11 protein-coding genes are annotated in these 16715 nt (G+C 49.4%); 1 reads left to right on the top strand and 10 read right to left on the bottom strand.

Annotated elements, in window-relative coordinates; translation table 11 throughout:
• Positions 1–83: 83 nt before the first annotated feature.
• Positions 84–1334: a helix-turn-helix domain-containing protein gene (locus tag WQ57_RS06700; protein ID WP_046522980.1), complete on the top strand. Its 1251-nt coding sequence runs from the start codon at positions 84–86 to the stop codon at positions 1332–1334.
• 31 nt (positions 1335–1365) lie between these two features.
• Here WQ57_RS06700 and WQ57_RS06695 read toward each other — a convergent pair whose 3' ends face one another.
• From WQ57_RS06695 to WQ57_RS06650, 10 genes are all read right to left on the bottom strand, one after another.
• Positions 1366–1935 carry a CBO0543 family protein gene (locus tag WQ57_RS06695; RefSeq protein ID WP_156183067.1) on the bottom strand — a complete coding sequence of 190 codons (570 nt, stop codon included), beginning with the start codon at positions 1933–1935 and terminating at the stop codon, positions 1366–1368.
• Between the two features lie 127 nt (positions 1936–2062).
• Positions 2063–4288, bottom strand: a complete 2226-nt coding sequence (locus WQ57_RS06690; protein WP_046522979.1) for an alpha-galactosidase — start codon at positions 4286–4288, stop codon at positions 2063–2065.
• A gap of 796 nt (positions 4289–5084) precedes the next feature.
• Positions 5085–8105 carry a beta-galactosidase, LacZ type gene (gene lacZ, locus WQ57_RS06685; protein WP_046522978.1) on the bottom strand — a complete coding sequence of 1007 codons (3021 nt, stop codon included), beginning with the start codon at positions 8103–8105 and terminating at the stop codon, positions 5085–5087.
• A 24-nt stretch (positions 8106–8129) separates the two neighbouring features.
• Positions 8130–8954 carry a carbohydrate ABC transporter permease gene (locus WQ57_RS06680; RefSeq protein WP_046522977.1) on the bottom strand — a complete coding sequence of 275 codons (825 nt, stop codon included), beginning with the start codon at positions 8952–8954 and terminating at the stop codon, positions 8130–8132.
• Positions 8951–9826 carry a carbohydrate ABC transporter permease gene (locus WQ57_RS06675; RefSeq protein ID WP_046523114.1) on the bottom strand — a complete coding sequence of 292 codons (876 nt, stop codon included), beginning with the start codon at positions 9824–9826 and terminating at the stop codon, positions 8951–8953. The genes WQ57_RS06680 and WQ57_RS06675 overlap by 4 nt, the downstream gene beginning before the upstream one ends.
• A 226-nt stretch (positions 9827–10052) precedes the next feature.
• Complete coding sequence (locus WQ57_RS06670) at positions 10053–11339, bottom strand: ABC transporter substrate-binding protein (RefSeq protein WP_046522976.1); 1287 nt, start codon at positions 11337–11339, stop codon at positions 10053–10055.
• 468 nt (positions 11340–11807) lie between these two features.
• Positions 11808–13574, bottom strand: a complete 1767-nt coding sequence (locus tag WQ57_RS06665; RefSeq protein WP_046522975.1) for a sensor histidine kinase — start codon at positions 13572–13574, stop codon at positions 11808–11810.
• A 3-nt stretch (positions 13575–13577) separates the two neighbouring features.
• On the bottom strand, positions 13578–15080 hold the full coding sequence (locus WQ57_RS06660; protein WP_046522974.1) for a response regulator transcription factor: 1503 nt from the start codon (positions 15078–15080) through the stop codon (positions 13578–13580).
• A 287-nt stretch (positions 15081–15367) separates the two neighbouring features.
• Positions 15368–16303, bottom strand: coding sequence for an IS3 family transposase (locus WQ57_RS06655; RefSeq protein WP_046522973.1), 936 nt, complete (start codon positions 16301–16303; stop codon positions 15368–15370).
• Between the two features lie 14 nt (positions 16304–16317).
• Positions 16318–16632 (bottom strand): helix-turn-helix domain-containing protein, encoded by a 315-nt coding sequence (locus WQ57_RS06650; RefSeq protein ID WP_046522972.1) that lies wholly within the window; start codon positions 16630–16632, stop codon positions 16318–16320.
• Between the last annotated feature and the right edge of the window lie 83 nt (positions 16633–16715).

Raw genomic sequence — 16715 nt, 5'->3', positions numbered from 1 at the left:
TAAAAGGACGTTAATTGCATTTTTATCACTCTATTAACATGTAATCAGGGATTTTTTAGCATAGCAGGAAGGATGAACAAACCATGCCGAACACCTCTTTGCCCATTGCGGCTGAATTGATGACCCTCCACTACCTGACGAATCTGAATGTCCATGCCCTTCATTTCAATGGGCTTTCTGTGATGAGCCACACCCCGCACATTTTGCCGCCCTTTCTTGTGCCTGTCCAGGAAAAAGCGTTCAGAGAGCTTGCCGACAGACTTGGTGAGGTGGAAAATGCCTGTCTTGTCTACACGACCGAAGCAGGGCTTACCTACGCGGCCGGGGCCTATGAACACAGTGCCTTTCAAGAAGGAGGAGGCGATAAAGATGGTGTGCCTGCGCTGTTTGCATTCGGACCGTTTTTAAGTAAAATACCGGACATGGCCAGCAAAGACCCGCTGTCCCAGCGCGATCGAGTGGCAATGAAGGAGTTTTTGTCAGGTTTGCCTCTAGTGAAATCCTCCCAGCTGCAAAGCTTTTTGAATGTGCTTCATCGCATCCGGACCATCAGGCAGGTGCCGGTATTCTATGAAAGTGAAAAAAGCGGGGATGAAAAGCAGGGGCAAAAGCTGCGGACGGAAATGGACTCCGAACCCGAGTACGCATTGATTGATTTACGCTATGAACTGAACAGCAGGATTGTCGAAGGAGTCAAAAACGGGGACAAACAAGCCGTGCAGGATATTCTGAAGCAAAGCGGGAACTTATATGATTTCTCCGAGCGGTTTCCAAACCAGCCGGTCAGGGCCGCCAAAAACTCCCTGATCATCCTGAATACCACATTAAGGCTTGCCGCCGAAAGCGCAGGAGTGCCCCCTTTTTACCTGCATCATCTTTCCGAGAAGTTTGCGATTAAAATTGAAAGGATCAATTCCGTGGAAGCGTTTAGAAAGATGCTCGGGACGATGGGCGACGAGTATTGCGACCTGGTGAAAAGCCAGGCCATCTCCGGCTATTCCCTGCTTGTGCAAACAGCCCTGGGCCATCTGGCGGTCCACTACAGGAACCCGCTTGGGCTCGAGGAACTCGCCGAACAACTCGACGTTCATCCTGCGCACCTCTCCCGTCAGTTCAAAAAGGAAACGGGCATGACGATGACCCATTACCTGAACCAGACACGGGTTGAAAAAGCGAAAGTGCTGCTGCTGAAAGACCGTTCCTCGATTGATTGGATTGCCGGCGCCGTTGGGTTTGCCGATGCAGCCTATTTTACAAGAGTGTTTAAAAAGCTTGCGGGGACAACCCCGAGGGAATATCGGAATGCAGGGGAGAAGGAGAGTTCACAGCAATAGAAGGAAGGGAGTCCCTGTATGGAACTCCCCATTATTCTCCCGCCTTCTTCTTCAGCCAGATAAACAGGTTGGTAATCAGCTTGGAGATGATAAAAAACAGGATGTAAAACACAAAAAGGTGGAAATAGTTTATTCCCTTGAACATATGGAACAGATGAATGCTGACCATAATCGGTTTTAGGACAAACGCTAATCCGGCAGATAAGAGAATGGCATAAAGATAAATGTTCTTATTTCGGTTAAGCGACCATTGATAGAGGAAGATGAACGCCACTGGCACAAAGGAAGCGTCCAGGGCAAAGCTCGGCAGGAATGGAACGAACTGATAAGGATATTCCCAGAGACCAAGGGAGATTCCTGCTGCATTGACATATTGGAACCAGACATGATAATTAAGTCCGAAAAAGCCTAGAAGAAAAATGTTCTTTCGGTCGATGAACAGATACAATAAAATCAGCGGTACGATTAACATGGCTAAAACGACCCATAATTCCCAGTCCCTGAACGTAGAAAAGGATCTCCAGTACTCAATTTGCATCCTGGTCAGTTCCTGCACCATCAATCTGATCTGCTGAAGCATTTCTTCTTGTTTGGCCTGCACCGCTTTTCACCTCATGACTTTTAAGAAATTACCAGTAATATAACCGGAATGATTTCTTTATATGCAAACAGGGACATGGAGCTGTATCCATGTCCCTGTTGTTTTTGTGGGAGATTCGGCCCCCCGCTTATTTTCTCTTCAGGTAAAATACCTCGGACTGGAAGTCGCCGCCGCGTTTGGCGTGCCGCCCATTGGCACCATTGAACTCAGCTGGCAGGATGAGGCCCGCCTGCATCAGCTCGTCGCCAAAATATTCCCTGCCATTTTCCACCTCGTAAAGGGCCTCCTCGTGCAGCCCTTTCAGGAGAAGTGTCTGGTGCTTCTTCGGGTTGGCTTCGGCCAGCACCCTGTACCAGCCGACAAGCGCCTCCGACTTGTCTTCGCTGACAATCATCCAGGCGGTCTCGCTGCCTTCAAATGGACTCAGCAGCCGGTAAAAATGGCCATCGCGGACCAGCTGGCGGTGTTTTTTATAAAAAGCGACCTGCTGCTTCACGGCTTCCCGCTCTTCCTTTGTCAGCCCGAGCGGGTCAAGCTCGTATCCGAAGGTGCCAAAGAAGGCGGTATTGGCGCGGGTCGAGAGCGGCGTTTCGCGCAGTGTCTGGTGGTTCGGCACCGCTGAAACATGTGAGCCCATGCTGTATAGCGGATAGGCAAAGGACGTTCCGTACTGGATTTTGAGCCTTTCGACAGCATCGGTATCATCGCTTGTCCAGGCCTGCGGCGCATAATACAGCATGCCCGGATCAAAACGGCCGCCACCGCCGGCGCATGATTCAAACAGCACATCGCCGAACTCGCTTGTCAGCCTTTCATAAAGGGAGTACACTCCGAGAATATAGCGGTGGAAAAACTCGCCCTGCTGGTGCGGCGCAAGCTTCGCCGAAAATGCTTCGGTAATATTGCGGTTCATGTCCCATTTGATGTAAGAGAGCTTCGTCTGGCTGATGATGCCTGCCATCTTTTCATACAGGTACTTAACGATTTCCGGCCGTGAAAAGTCAAGCACGAGCTGGTTTCTCCCCAGAGTGCGGCGCTGCCCCGATAGGCCGACGGCCCAGTCAGGATGCTTCCGGAACAGGTCGCTGTCCGGGCTGATCATTTCCGGCTCAAACCAGAGGCCGAATTTCATCCCGCTCGCTGTTATTTTAGCAGCCAGGCTTTCGAGGCCATTCGGCAGCTTGTTTTCATCTACATGCCAGTCGCCAAGCGAGGTAGTATCGTCGTTCCGCTTTCCGAACCAGCCGTCATCCAGGACAAAAAGTTCAATCCCGAGCTCGCGGGCAGACTGAGCAATATGGACCAGCTTCTCTTCGTTAAAATCAAAATAGGTCGCTTCCCAATTGTTGATCAGGATGGGCCGCACTTCCTTTCTCCATCTGGCTGGTATCAGGTGCCTGCGGTAAAGGTTATGGAAGCTTTGGCTCAGCCCGTTCAGTCCCTGGTTTGAATAAACCAGGACGGCTTCGGGTGTCTGGAAGCTCTCACCCGGCGCAAGATTCCACTGAAAGCCATAGGGATGGATTCCGACCGTGAGCCTCGTCATATCATAATGGTCGACTTCCGCCTGCATGATGAAATTGCTGCTGTAGACAAGCTGGAAGCCAAACACTTCACCGTGATGCTCGGTCGCGTCCGGACGCTTCAGGGCAAGGAACGGATTATGATGATGCGAGCTTGCCCCGCGCAGGCTCGAAATCGACTGGATGCCTGTTTGAAGCGGCCTTTCCTTCACATGGCGTTCGCGCGACCATGTTCCCGCCAGGTGGACAAACGTGAAGTCTTTATCCGGCAGGTCAAGTGATGCACCCATAAGTCTGTCAATTGTGAGCGGGCTGCTTCCCTCGTTTTTGAGTGAGGCGCTTCTGGTAATCACAGGCAGGTCACGGAAGATCGTATAGTTCAGAGTCAGCTCTGCGGCAAGGAATTCGTCTTTTAACACTATTTGCAGCGTGCTTGCCTGCTGCGGTCCGTCTGTGTATGTGGCCGGGAGCCCTTGGAGCGCTGGTTTTCCTTCGATGATGCTGTATGACTGGTAGACGAAATTCGGCGTATGCGGTGCATCTGGTTTTTTTACCGATATCGCCGGCTCGCGGAAATCTGAGTTTCCGTAGGCCGGGTACTCCTGGCGCAGCGTTTCCAGCGAAAACGCAGGATCATCGGCATACACATGGCAGCTTGCCGCCGTCGGTACATCATATGTCTGCATATGGGAAAAATCATCGCGATGGCGGAGGCTCTTGCCGTAATAAAGATGGCCCAGCTGCCCATTTTTCATGACATGGAAGATATAGCTCACCTGGCCGTTGGTCAGATGGAATTGCTTGGTTTGTTCGTTTATATGAATCAGCATAGGGTGTTCTCCTTTGCGTAAATTATTAGGTAGGTACCTCAGTTTTACAGGTTGGCCGGATTGAAATTGCATTGACGTGGTTGTTGGCGTGATTTTTCTGGTTGGGCCGGGGTGGATTTGCGTTAAGAGCGGGTATTGGCGTAAATTTTCCGGTCGAGTTGGCTTGGAATTGCGTTAAGAGCCGGTATTAGCGTAATTTTTGCTTGCAATGGGGGGCGTTATTGCGCCAAGGAGGCTTATTGGCGACCGCCAACTCCTATTTTCAACCGCCACGGGCGCCTATCAACCCTTTTGGCGACCGTCAACACCTATTTTCAACCGCCAAGGGCGCCTATCAACCCCATTGGCGACCGCCAACTCCTATTTTCAACCGCCACGGGCGCCTATCACCCCTATTGACGACCGCCAACTCCTATTTTCAACCGCCACGGGCGCCTATCAACCCTTTTGGCGACCTTCAACACCTATTTTCAGCCGCCAAGGGCGCCTATCAACCCTATTGGCGACTGCCAGCTCCGAGTTTCACCCCGCACGGGCGCCTATCAACCCTATTGCCGACCGCCAACCTCATTTTTAACCAGCAGGGGCGCCTATCAACCCCATTGCCAACCGCCAACTCCTATTTTCAACCGCCACGGGCGCCTATCAACCCTTTTGGCGACCGTCAGCATCGATTTTCATCCAAAGCGGGTTCCAATTCCCCAGCTCTGTCCATAACTCCCGGAACTTCCCATGAAACCTTCCTATAACCCAAGCAAAGAGTCCGATAAAACCAGACTCTTTACCTGAAAATCTATTAAATTCTTTCAATCTTAAACTCGAATTCCATGTCCTTGCTTGGGTCGAGCAGGTGCTCTGGATGCACGGGCGCTCCCCAGCTGTCGTCGCCGCCGACGCCCATTTGCCTGCCGGCTACGGTCACGACAGTATAATGGACGTTTGGCAGTTCAAAAGGATGCTGCGCGTTTTCCAGCTCAAAAGCGGTATAAGGTGAGAAATTGCACTCCAGCGGTTCACCCACCGAAGAAAGCTTGATTCCCTGCCCGAGCACATTGGTCAGGTTCACGCGGCGGACGCCGGTATGGTTTCCGGATTCCTGCGGCACAATATAAGGGAAAAGATTCTCGGCAACACTATTCTCAAAGATTCCCAGTCTTGCGCCCATCGACCGGTCGCTGTAGTTCTCCTCAGGCCCCATTGCATACCATTCAAGCTGGTCATAATCGGCCGGAACCTTGAACGATACCCCGAACAGCGGCATCTGAGGCAAGTTTTCCGCACCGTGGTACGTGGATTTGACAATTATGCTGCCATCTCCCTGAACGGTATACCGGGTTTTCACCTCGACATCCGGATGAAACGAGAACTTGTACGCAAACGTCACGCTTGCCTCAGCATCGCCCTCGATCAATTCGATATCCACACATTTTCGCCCAAGACTTGCAGCAAGCCACATGCCTGAAGTGAAGCTCTGGTCATAGCCTTTGTCATTGTCGGTTGTCGCACGCCAGAACAGTGGCGCCGGCGGAGCAGCAATCATTTCCCTGCCGGAGTATTTGACCGAAACAAGGCTGCCAAACTGCTTGGAGAACAGAATCGAAAAGTCGCTGCCATGGACGCCAATATTGAAATCCCCCTCGACAACTCTTAGCGGCCCGCCGACTGAAGCTGGTGCCTCGACGGTCTTTTCCACTTCAAATACATACTGTCCGAAGGCAACTTCATGGCCAGGCTCGCTCCATAGCGTTGCCTCCTTCTTTTTAAAAGCGGCATGGATCACGTATTCGCCAGCTTCAGAAGCAAAATCGTCCGGCCAGTCAAACTCCGCACGGCCCTCGCCCAGCGGTTCCACCTCCAGCTCCAGCGTGCCGCGGAACTTTTCGACGCCTTCAAGGAACAATGCATACTCCAGCTCATAGCCTGAGGTATCCTCAAACAGGCTGTCATTTGTTACTGAAACGCCTTCCCGGTCGACATCCAGCTTGAAGTTCTGGTAAAGGTATTTGACTTCCTGCATTTTCGGCGACAGTTTCCGGTCGGCCGTGACGATGCCGTTGGCGCAGAAGGAGTCATTGTTCGGACGGTCATCGAAATCGCCGCCATATGCCATGAATTCATTGCCATAGCGGTCCTTCTTAAGGAGCGTCTGGTCGATATAATCCCAGATGAAGCCGCCCTGGTACATCGGGTATTTTTTTTCAAGGTCGGTGTATTTGTACATGCCCCCAAGGGAGTTCCCCATCGCATGAATGTACTCACAGGAGATATAAGGCTTGTCCGGGTTCTTATTCAGGTAGTTCTCGATGTCGGCCGGCTTTGCATACATCCTGCTTTCCATGTCGCTTATTTCATTGTAATCCCGATTATGGAAGACACCTTCGTAATGGACGAGGCGGCCAGGATCGACGCTGTGGAAATAGCGTGTGGCTTCCAATATCACCTCACCGGCATACGATTCGTTTCCGCAGGACCAGATTAAAATCGATGGATGGTTTTTATCACGTTCGAACATGGAAACCGCACGGTCGAGAACAATTTCCTGCCACTCAGGCTTGTTGCCCGGGATGTTCCAGCTTGGCTCGACAACACCCATCTTTTGCCATGTCCCATGCGTCTCCAGGTTCATTTCATCAATCACGTACAGGCCGTACTCATCGCAAAGCTCGTACCAAAGGCTATCGTTGGGATAATGCGACGTGCGGACCGCGTTGATGTTATGCTGTTTCATTGTTTTGATGTCCCACAGCATGTCTTCCTTCGTAATGCTTCGCCCGGTGCGGCAATTGAATTCATGGCGGTTCACGCCTTTAAAGACAATCCGCTTGCCGTTCAAATGCATGATTTTGTTCTTCAGCTCGAATTTTCTGAAGCCAACCCGCTGCGGGACCACTTCCACTAAATTACCCGACTCGTTGTATATGGAGAGATATAATGTGTACAAATAAGGGTTCTCGGCACTCCAGAGTTCCGGGTCATCCAGTTCAAGCGCGAGACTTCCGGAAACAGCATCCTGTGAAGCAACAACGCGCCCCCCGGCATCCTGCAATTCAGCTGTGATACGTCCTGGTGTTCCGCCAGCCAGCTTCAGCTCGCCGTGAAGAGTTCCTTTTGTAAAAGCATCATCAAGGTCGGTAGTGACAAACAAATCGGCAACATGGATCTCCGGAACGGTATAGAGATACACATCGCGGAAAATCCCCGAGAAGCGCCAGAAGTCCTGGTCCTCAAGCCAGCTTCCGGTGCTGCGCTGGTATACTTCCACTGCCAGTTTGTTTTCGCCTTCCTTTAAAAACGGAGTAAGCTCGAACTCCGACGGGGTGAAGGAGTCCTCACTGTAGCCGATAAACTCGCCGTTCAGCCACACATAAAAGGCGCATTCGACCCCCTGGAAGGAAATGTACAACGGCTTGTCCTGCATATGCTTCGGCACGGAAAACATTTTCACATAGCTGCCGACCGGGTTTTGCTCCTGGGGGATTTCCGGCGGACGAAGATGCTCGACGCCGTCCCACGGGTACTGCACGTTTACATACTGCGGCTTCCCATAGCCTTGCAGCTGGATGTGCCCTGGCACTGTAATTTCATTCCATCCGGAGCAGTTGAATTCTGTTTGATAAAAGTGTTCCGGGCGGGTCGCGGGGTTCACGCTGTAGCTGAACTTCCAGCTTCCGTTCAGGCTGTGGCGCAGCTTCATGTCTGTACCGCTTTTCGCTTCTTCCATCGTTTCGTAATATTTATGGTCCGAATGAGCTGGCAGTCGGTTGACAGCAAACACGCTGACATCGCTCAGCCAGTCCAAACTTGGAGTTTTAGTCAAAGTCCTTCCACATCCTTTTAAAAATTATTTAACCGATCCCATCATGCCGGCAACAAAGTGCTTCTGCATCAGGAAGAAAATCAGCGCCGTCGGCAATGTCGCAATCACAATCGCGGTCATGATCATGCCGAAATCAGGCGAGTAGCTTGATCCAAGATTGGAAATCAGCAATGGAATCGTCTGTTTTTCCGGTGACTGAAGCACAACGAGCGGCCACAGGTAGTTGTTCCAGCTGGCCATGAACGTAATGATGGCCGCCGCTGCATACGTCGTTTTCATGGTTGGCACATAAATTTTAAAGAAAATTCCCAGCTCGCCCAGACCGTCCATCCGGCCCGCTTCGAGGATTTCCTTCGGGAACATCTTCGTGTTCTGGCGGAAGAAAAAGATCAGGAAGGCCGTTGTCACGGTTGGCAGTACGGCAGCTGTCAGTGTATCAATGCCGATCATCGGCAAAACGCCCGAAATATCCCCGAACATCCTGAACAATGGTACCATCAGGGCGGCAAACGGAATCATCATTGACAGCAGGAGAATATTGAAGACGATATCCTTCCCCCTGCTTTGGAAAATTTCAAATCCATAGCCTGCCAGGGAGGCAATCAGCATCGCAAGGATGGTGGTAGCAATCGAAATTTTAGCCGAGTTCATCAGCGCTGGCACAAGCTCGACCGTATTCAGCAGGTTGGTCACATTTTCGAAGAGGTGGCTTCCAGGCAACAGGCGGCCCTGTGTGACATCAGATGATTTGTTCGTAGCCGAGACAATCATCCATAAAAATGGGAATACGGAAACTAACGACGCAATAATCAGAACACTATAAACAAAAATTTTATTGAATTTGCTCATTTTTTATCACCTGCAACTTTAAACTGGATGATGGAGAAAATCACGATCATGATGACAATGGCATACGAAACGGTCGCGGCATAGCCAAAGTCTGGCGTGTACTTGAATGACAGATTGTAAATGTATTGGGAAATGGTCATGGTCGCATTGGCTGGTCCGCCTGCGGTAATATTCATGACTTCATCAAAAAGCTGCAGGGTTCCGATCGTCGAAGTAATCGATGTAAACAGGATGATTGGCTTCAGCATCGGAACGGTAATTTTAAAGAATGTCTGGATTGGTGTGGCCCCATCGATTTTCGCTGCTTCATAGATGGATTCGTCAATATTCTGAAGGGCGGACAAGTAAAAAATCATATTGTAGCCTGTCCATCTCCAGGTGATCGCAAGGATGATCGTCACTTTCGCCCAGAAAGGGTCGGTCAGCCACTGGATGGGCTCGGCGATGAGCGACACTTTCATCAGCATCTGGTTGATGATGCCATCCTGTGCAAACAGGTATTTAAATATAACCGAATAGGCAACAAGCGAGGTGACCGCCGGCAAAAAGATGGCGGTACGGAAAAAGCCCCGGTATTTCAAGCTCTTGTTGTTCAATAGCACGGAAAGGAACATGGCGAGCAGGATCATCGCCGGCACCTGGACCATCAGGTAAATGACCGTATTTTTCACGGTGGTCAGGAAGGTTGGATCCTTAAACAGACGGGCATAGTTTTCAAGACCGACAAAACTCAGGTTTGCTCCGGTTCCCGACTGGAAGGACAAAAGCAGCGCCTGAATCATTGGATAAAAATAGAACACGCAGATCATGATGCTGGCAATCGCAATGAACGACCAGCCTACCATGGCGTTTTTCCTTTTGAGATTGCGCATGGTTTTAGCTTCAGTGCGGCCCTTGCCCGTTTTTTCGGTTGAAAGGTTTTCGGTCGCTTTCGCTGGGATCATTTCAAATCAACTCCTTGTATATCTTGCAATCCCTCTGGTCTATAAAAAAGACAGCCTCGGGAAATCCGCCTCCATCAGGTAACCTGAAACGGAAAGCCGGCGACTCCCAAGGCTTGCTTTTTATCATTTTTACAAGAGGCCTGCGCCGATGATGTTATTTGATTTGTGCTTCTGCCTGCTGTTGAGCGTCTTTAAGAACCTGGTCGAGGTCTTTTCCTTTGAGGTAGTTTTGCATTTCTACTGCAAGAATGTCCTCAATCGCATAGGTGTGCAGGCCGTAGTTGACTTGCGGAATCTGTTCCATCCAGGCAGCGAAATCCGCGGTTACCTGCTGGCCGCCAAAGAACTCATCTTCCGCTTTGTACGCTTCGCTTTCGGCAGCCGGGATATAGGTTCCGATGGCCCCCATTTCCTTATTTAGCTTCTCATAGAAATCCACATTGGAGCCGAATGTCTTTGCAAGGAAATCCACTGCCTGTTCTTTGCCATCAATATTCAGGACATAAATGGAGCTTCCGCCAAGGTTGGAGGCATTGACAGATTCTTTACTTGACTGGCGCGGAATTGGGGCAACCGCCCATTTGCCAGCCTGGGATTCTTCCGCCTTGACGGATGGTGTGATCCAGTTTCCTGTCGGAACGGTTGCGACCTCGCCTGAGTTGAAGGCGCCGACAAACTGGCTCCAGTCGGATACTGGTTTGACGATGTCCGCTTCGAGCATCGCTTTATACGTTTCGAATGCTTCCTTCAAGGCTTCATTTCCTTCAATGTTTGGAGTTTTTCCATCTTCTTTCACATACCAGGAACCTACTGTCTGGATCATGACGCGAAGCAGGCTCGGTTCTTTCGGATCCTGTGTCAGCATGTTCTTTCCTGTTGCTTCCTTCACCTTTTTGCCGATTTCGATGTACTCGTCCCATGTAATGTTCTGCATGTCCTCTACAGAATAGCCAGCTTCCTCCAGATAGTCCGTACGGAAGTAGAGCCCGGTTACACCTGTGTCGAACGGAAGGCCGTAGTTTTCGCCGTCCACGCTTGTCGGCGCCATTTTATAGGAAGCAAATGCGTCTGCATCAATCGTATCCGACAGTTTGTGGAACATGTCAGGGTAGGCCTGCAGGAAGCCTTGCGCCCGGTAGTCCTCAATCAGGACGATATTTGGAAGGCCTTTTGTCGTTCCCGAACTTAAAGTTGTGTTCAGCTTCTGGACAATGTCCTTCTGGCCATTTTCAACAATCTTAATCTCAAGGTCAGGATTTTCAGCCTGATAGGTTTCTTTTGCGATATTAAAAGCTTTGATGTTAAAATTCGGATCCCATGCCCAAACGGTAATCTGGTTTGTGTCTTTTGATTCTCCCGATGTGCTCTCTGTATCCGACCCGGATGAGCAAGCCGCCAGCATCAGAACGCTGATCAGCAAGAATGACAGTACCTTTTTCATTGTTGTCCCCCCATGTGTAGGAATAAATTTTGTAAGCTCTTACATTTATAATGTTAGCACCGTGCCCGACTTTGCCGTTAGGACAAATTTTTTGTTTTTTTGGACTATTTTTGTGATTTGAATGCGTTTACATGAAATTGTTTGTACTTTTATTGGATTTTTGGATTATTTTTAGATAAAAGAAAAGGACTTGAGTATTTGCACAGAAAAAAGCAGTCCAACTCGCATCTGAACTGGACTGCATCTTCTTCAATAAACGGAGAAATTCCGGTTAATGCATATAACAGGGGCTTAACAAGCAGAAATAGGCGGATTTATTCCGATTAAGTTCACAATTCAGGCCTAAATCTAAGGAAAAAGCGAATATAAACGGAAAAACTCCCCTTATATTTCGGGAAATGTTGGTATTTCCCAATTTAAGCGGGATTTCTCCGCTTATTTTTCAATCGCAGTAAAATCAATCCTTTTTTATTGATTAAACGGAAGGGTAATCCTGACGGTCGTGCCTTCCCCTGGTTCGCTGTCAATATTCACGCCGTACTCCTCGCCGTAAATAAGCTGGATCCGCTGGTGCACATTCTGGACGCCGATGCCGGAAAACATCTGCTGCTTGCGTTTTGGATCCGGCAGTCCGCTAGCATCCAGCTCCATGCCGTCGCCATTGTCGGCCACCTCGCAAAGCAAGCGCTCACCGTCCCGCCAGATCAGCACATTCACATAGCCTTCCTGCTTATGGTTGAACGCATGGAAAAAGGAGTTTTCCATGAAAGGCTGGAGAATCAGCTTGGGGATCGGGTGCTCCGAGCAGTCGGGAGCGACGAAATAATTCACCTTGATGCGGTCGCCATACCTTTTTTGATTAATCAGCACATAATTTTTGAGGTTCTCGACTTCCTGCTCGACGGTGACGGTCTCGCTGATGTTGCCGATTGTGTTTTGCAAAAGTGAAATCAGCGCATGGATCGTTTCCGTCGCTTCTTCCTTGCTTCCCTGCAGCACCATGAATTTGATGGAAGTGAGCGTGTTGTACAGGAAATGCGGATTGATCTGCTGCTGCAAGGCTGCGAGTTCAGCGTTGCGCTTTTCTTTTTGGGTAATCATCAGCTGGTCCACATAATTGTGAAGCTCATCGAGCATGCTGTTGATCGCATATCCGATTTTCCTGGTTTCATAGGTGCCGGCCACATCGACATACTGCTGGAAATCGTGCTTGGAGGTGCTCGAAATCTGTTTAGCCAGAACAGACAGGGCGGTTGTCATCCTCCTTGAAGCGAAGAACACGACCAGCAGCGCTACCAGCGTGATCAGCACGGATATCATCACAATCTCTTTATTATCGATAATATCGCCAAAAGCTGTTTCCTTGTCGATGACATTAAACAAATACATATCATATGAAGGCAGATAATCCATTAAGAGGATCTGCTCTTTGCCGTTAAAATCGGCGAGGATGTAAGGCTCGCCGCTGTTCCTGATTTCACGTGTGTAGCTAAGCAAATCTTCATCTGTCTGGCCGATGAGTCCGGTATCTGAACTGGATACAATCGTTCCGGCCGCATCGAGCAGGAAGACATCATTCCCCGGACTTGTGTAATTGCTGTAGAATCTTTTCAGTTCCTTCTCCTGGATCGCAAAATACATCGCGCCATAGATTTCGCCGGAAATCGGCTCCCGGAGCGCTCGTGAAGCGACAATGAAGCGATTGTCCTCGGTATACCCTGTAATCGAGGATCGATAGTCAAAATGGTACATCAGTTTTTTCGGCTCCTGGTACGTCCTGATGGTGATGTGACTGGCCTTCAATTCTTCGTCGGTAATCGGCCAGTACGTGCGGTCGGTGGAGTACGTGATACCGTTGATCCCTGTGATCAGGATGCTTACTTCGTGTGTGTCGACAATCGACTGGATCCGGTTCATCTGCTGCCCCAGATTAAAGTAGGCGGACATTTGCTCATAATTGCTGTGCTCCTCGGTGAGGATACTTTTGATGCTGTGGCTCTGCAGCAGGTTGTTCGATGCCACGACCACTGAATAGTTAAAGGACTCAAAGCTGTCTTTTACCTGGTTCATCACCTTGGAATTCGTAATGCTGAACCGTTCGATGAAGAACTGCTCGGCCATGCGGAGCGTCTGCCAGGTAATCGTCGCGGAAACGGTGACGACAACCAGGACGGTAAAAAGAAACAGGGTGATGAACAAGCCTTGGTGTTTAAAACGTTCTGGGATCAGTTTCATCTTTTATCTCCGCGGCTGCTTTCTTCTGTATTGGCTCGGGGACAGGCCCGTTGATTTTTTAAAAACCTTGCAAAAGTAGCTGTGGTCCGAAAACCCGACCATTCCGCTGATTTCGGAAATGGGCGCCGAGCCATGGACAAGCAGCCTGGATGCCTCCTCGATTCGGATCCTGTTCACATACTCAACAAAGCTTTCCTGATTATGAGTCGAAAAATAGGTCGACAAATACGATGGATTGAAATGAAAATGCCTAGCCACCTCTGTCAGTGTGAGCGGCTCCGCATAATGCTCCCTAATATAATCCATCACTTTTTTCAGGTTCGCATTGTCGGGCTGGTTCACTGAGGATTGAATGCAAGCCTTTGCTTCGGCAATGAACGAAGAAAGCTGCCCGAGTACATTTCCCGCGGTCTTTGCATCCTCAATTCCATGGAAATAAGCATGTTTCCGCTTCTCCAGCTCTTTCACTTCATAGCCCATATTGCCGAGCAGGACAGTGATGTTAAAGATGATGTTCCCGAAAAAGGTTTTAAACTCGAATACTTCGGTATCGTACTGAGCGGACATGCCGGCTGCATGCGCTTCCAGATACGAGAAAGCATGTTCAAAGTTCTTCCGTTTTATTTCCTCTGTAAAATAATCATGTCTAAAACTTTCCGGTTTCGGCGGCAGCGGCGGCAAATCGGATGCGTTGACCACTTTTCGGTCCGAAAGGTAAAAAGACACATCCAGCAATTGAAGAATTTCATTATACGCTTCTTTTATGTTCGAAAGCTGAGTGAATTCGCTGCTTATGGCCAATGTGATATTTTCAGGCTCCGCGAGCTGCCGGGCAAGCCCCGGCAAGGCTTGGAACTGCTGGTTGCCCGTGTTGACAAAGAGGCAGCGTACGTCTTTCCTCCCTTGGAATGGGACGAAGACGCCCTCTGGAATGGCCGTTTCCACGGCTTGCTTGATCCTGTCTCCCTGCTCCGCCGGGCTTGTCCCCAACAGACAGAAATACTCGTATGGAAATCTACCAGCGAGTGCTGCCTTGCCGAAGTCCGTTTCATAGCCTGATATGGCTTTCTCAATGATGGCTGACAGAGGCAGGGAGCCTCCATTTCCGCCGCCATCTAGCTGCAGCCCCGGAATCCTGCCTGCCGCCTTTTTTAACACGTTTAAAAGTCCCTCGGCATCCAGCTTCGGCTTGAGGATATAATCGACGACCCCGCTTTGGAAGGCGGAGCGGACATAGTCGAACTCACCGAAACTGCTGAGGATGATGACTTCAATTTCCGGGTAGCGCTCCTTGACGATGCGCGTCAGCTCTTCCCCGTCTATGATCGGCATGACGATATCGGTCAAGATGATGTGCGGCTTCGCCGTTTCGATCAGCTGAAGCGCCTCCTGCCCGTTCGACGCTTCGCCGGCCACTTCAAAGCCCTCCTGCTCCCAATCGATATAATGCTTGATTCCCTGGCGGATCAGCAGCTCGTCATCCACAATCAGCACCCTGGCTCTCATTTCAGTCACCCCTAACGGCGGAAAAATATATTACTCTATTATACCATTCGGGGGGAGGCCGGGACAGGGGGCTGGGGGGGTCGTCCGGTATGCTGTTCCGTCACAGTTTGGGCACAGGTTTTTCAAATTAACTGAATAATTGATGCAATAAAATCAAAAATCGGTTTGACCCCCTAATTACTGACACCTGCTTCACCATTCTCGCTCTATCATAGTTTTTTATTTTTTATTTTCCTTCTTCACTTTCGTTCGTAAAAGATAAGTGAAGAAGGGTGTTTTTTTGCTATTTATAGACTGATAGCCATTTCTTCTGGAAACCCAATATCCTTGTACTTTTCATAAAATTTGGCCGGAGACATACGCCCCAGACTGCCATGGTATCTTCTCTCATTGTAGAACTCCATGTACTCATCAATGCGGTAATATGCCTCTTCAAAATATTCGAATGTGAAACGCCTGAAGAGATCACGTTCCAGGTTGCTGTGGAACGACTCGATAAATGCATTATAATTAGGTGACCTAGGAGGAATCCTCTCGTGAAAGATTTTATTCTCTTCGCAGAATTCACCAAAGTGGTTACTTACGAACTGAGGGCCGTTATCGGTACGAAGGACGATACAGTGCCCATCCTGCTCCTCTGGGGCCTTCAGACCTCTCCTGATAATGGCCTCCTTAAGCATTCCGGTTATGTCCTTCGCCTGGCATTTAGAGCCTCTGTAATAACCTACAATACGCCTATCAAACACATCGATGGCGCTTGCGATAAAGAAAAACCTTCGGCTTCCTTCAATTGACCCATATTTAATATCCAGTTGCCAATGCTGGTTCGGAGCTGTGACTAGTCGATTCCTGACAAGACGTCTGGGATACTTCGGGCTGCCTGTCCGGTGGGGAAGGAGAATTCCCAATTTGCCACATAGTCTAGCCACCTTTTTGTGGTTGATTCTAAGTTTGTGATGCTCCCTCAGATATTCTGTAAGATTCTTAACGCCGTAAGTCGCCCCATCTCCCTCAATCGCCTCCATGAGGAACTCCTCTATCTGTTCGTCTGAGATAATAATTCCTGCTTCAGTTACTGAGTAACCTGGGATTGGACGGCCCCTTTTTCCCTTGGTTACGATCTCTTCGTCGCTCCCCGCATGATAATAATATAAAGACCGATTTACTCCAGCTGCCTCTGCCAATTTAGTAATCGCAAACCCCTCCTCTGCCCATAACCTTATCTCTTCAAGGACCGTCAGGGCCGGGATTGGCTTTTTTTTAATAAATTCCTAAGCATAGCGACTTCAAGTTCTTTTTCACCAAGCAGTTTCATTGCCTGTTCGTATTTCGCCTTTAACTCTTCTTTCGTAGGTTCTATAGATAGTACCGCTGAGGCAGGGTCCTCCATCTGTCCTCTTACTTCATCTTCATATTCCTGAATCCACCTATTAAGAGTAGTACGATCGATACCTGCATGACGGGCAATAGAGGAATAATTCCCCGACTCAAGAGCTAGTCTGACATAGTTTTTTTTGACTTCCTCAAGAGCTGGTATTTTTCTGTTTGCCATTCTTCTCTCCCCCTAACTTCTTTTGATTTTCTTGACCCTAGTGTACTGTTTCTCTCAAGTAGGTGTCCAAAAGAATTAGGGGG

Origin of the sequence: Mesobacillus campisalis (genome assembly GCF_000986785.1) — a bacterium.
GTDB classification, from domain to species: domain Bacteria; phylum Bacillota; class Bacilli; order Bacillales; family Cytobacillaceae; genus Mesobacillus_B; species Mesobacillus_B campisalis.
The sequence above is the reverse complement of the archived record's forward strand: the minus strand, read 5'-3'. Positions and strand labels throughout refer to the sequence as shown.

What these genes read in the sequence shown, in the direction of transcription:
- WQ57_RS06700 (WP_046522980.1), top strand. Translation starts at nt 84, where the DNA reads ATGCCGAACACCTCTTTGCCCATTGCGGCTGAATTGATGACCCTCCAC.
- WQ57_RS06690 (WP_046522979.1), bottom strand. Translation starts at nt 4,288, where the DNA reads ATGCTGATTCATATAAACGAACAAACCAAGCAATTCCATCTGACCAAC.
- WQ57_RS06680 (WP_046522977.1), bottom strand. Translation starts at nt 8,954, where the DNA reads ATGAGCAAATTCAATAAAATTTTTGTTTATAGTGTTCTGATTATTGCG.
- WQ57_RS06675 (WP_046523114.1), bottom strand. Translation starts at nt 9,826, where the DNA reads ATGCGCAATCTCAAAAGGAAAAACGCCATGGTAGGCTGGTCGTTCATT.
- WQ57_RS06670 (WP_046522976.1), bottom strand. Translation starts at nt 11,339, where the DNA reads ATGAAAAAGGTACTGTCATTCTTGCTGATCAGCGTTCTGATGCTGGCG.
- WQ57_RS06665 (WP_046522975.1), bottom strand. Translation starts at nt 13,574, where the DNA reads ATGAAACTGATCCCAGAACGTTTTAAACACCAAGGCTTGTTCATCACC.
- WQ57_RS06660 (WP_046522974.1), bottom strand. Translation starts at nt 15,080, where the DNA reads ATGAGAGCCAGGGTGCTGATTGTGGATGACGAGCTGCTGATCCGCCAG.
- WQ57_RS06650 (WP_046522972.1), bottom strand. Translation starts at nt 16,632, where the DNA reads ATGGCAAACAGAAAAATACCAGCTCTTGAGGAAGTCAAAAAAAACTAT.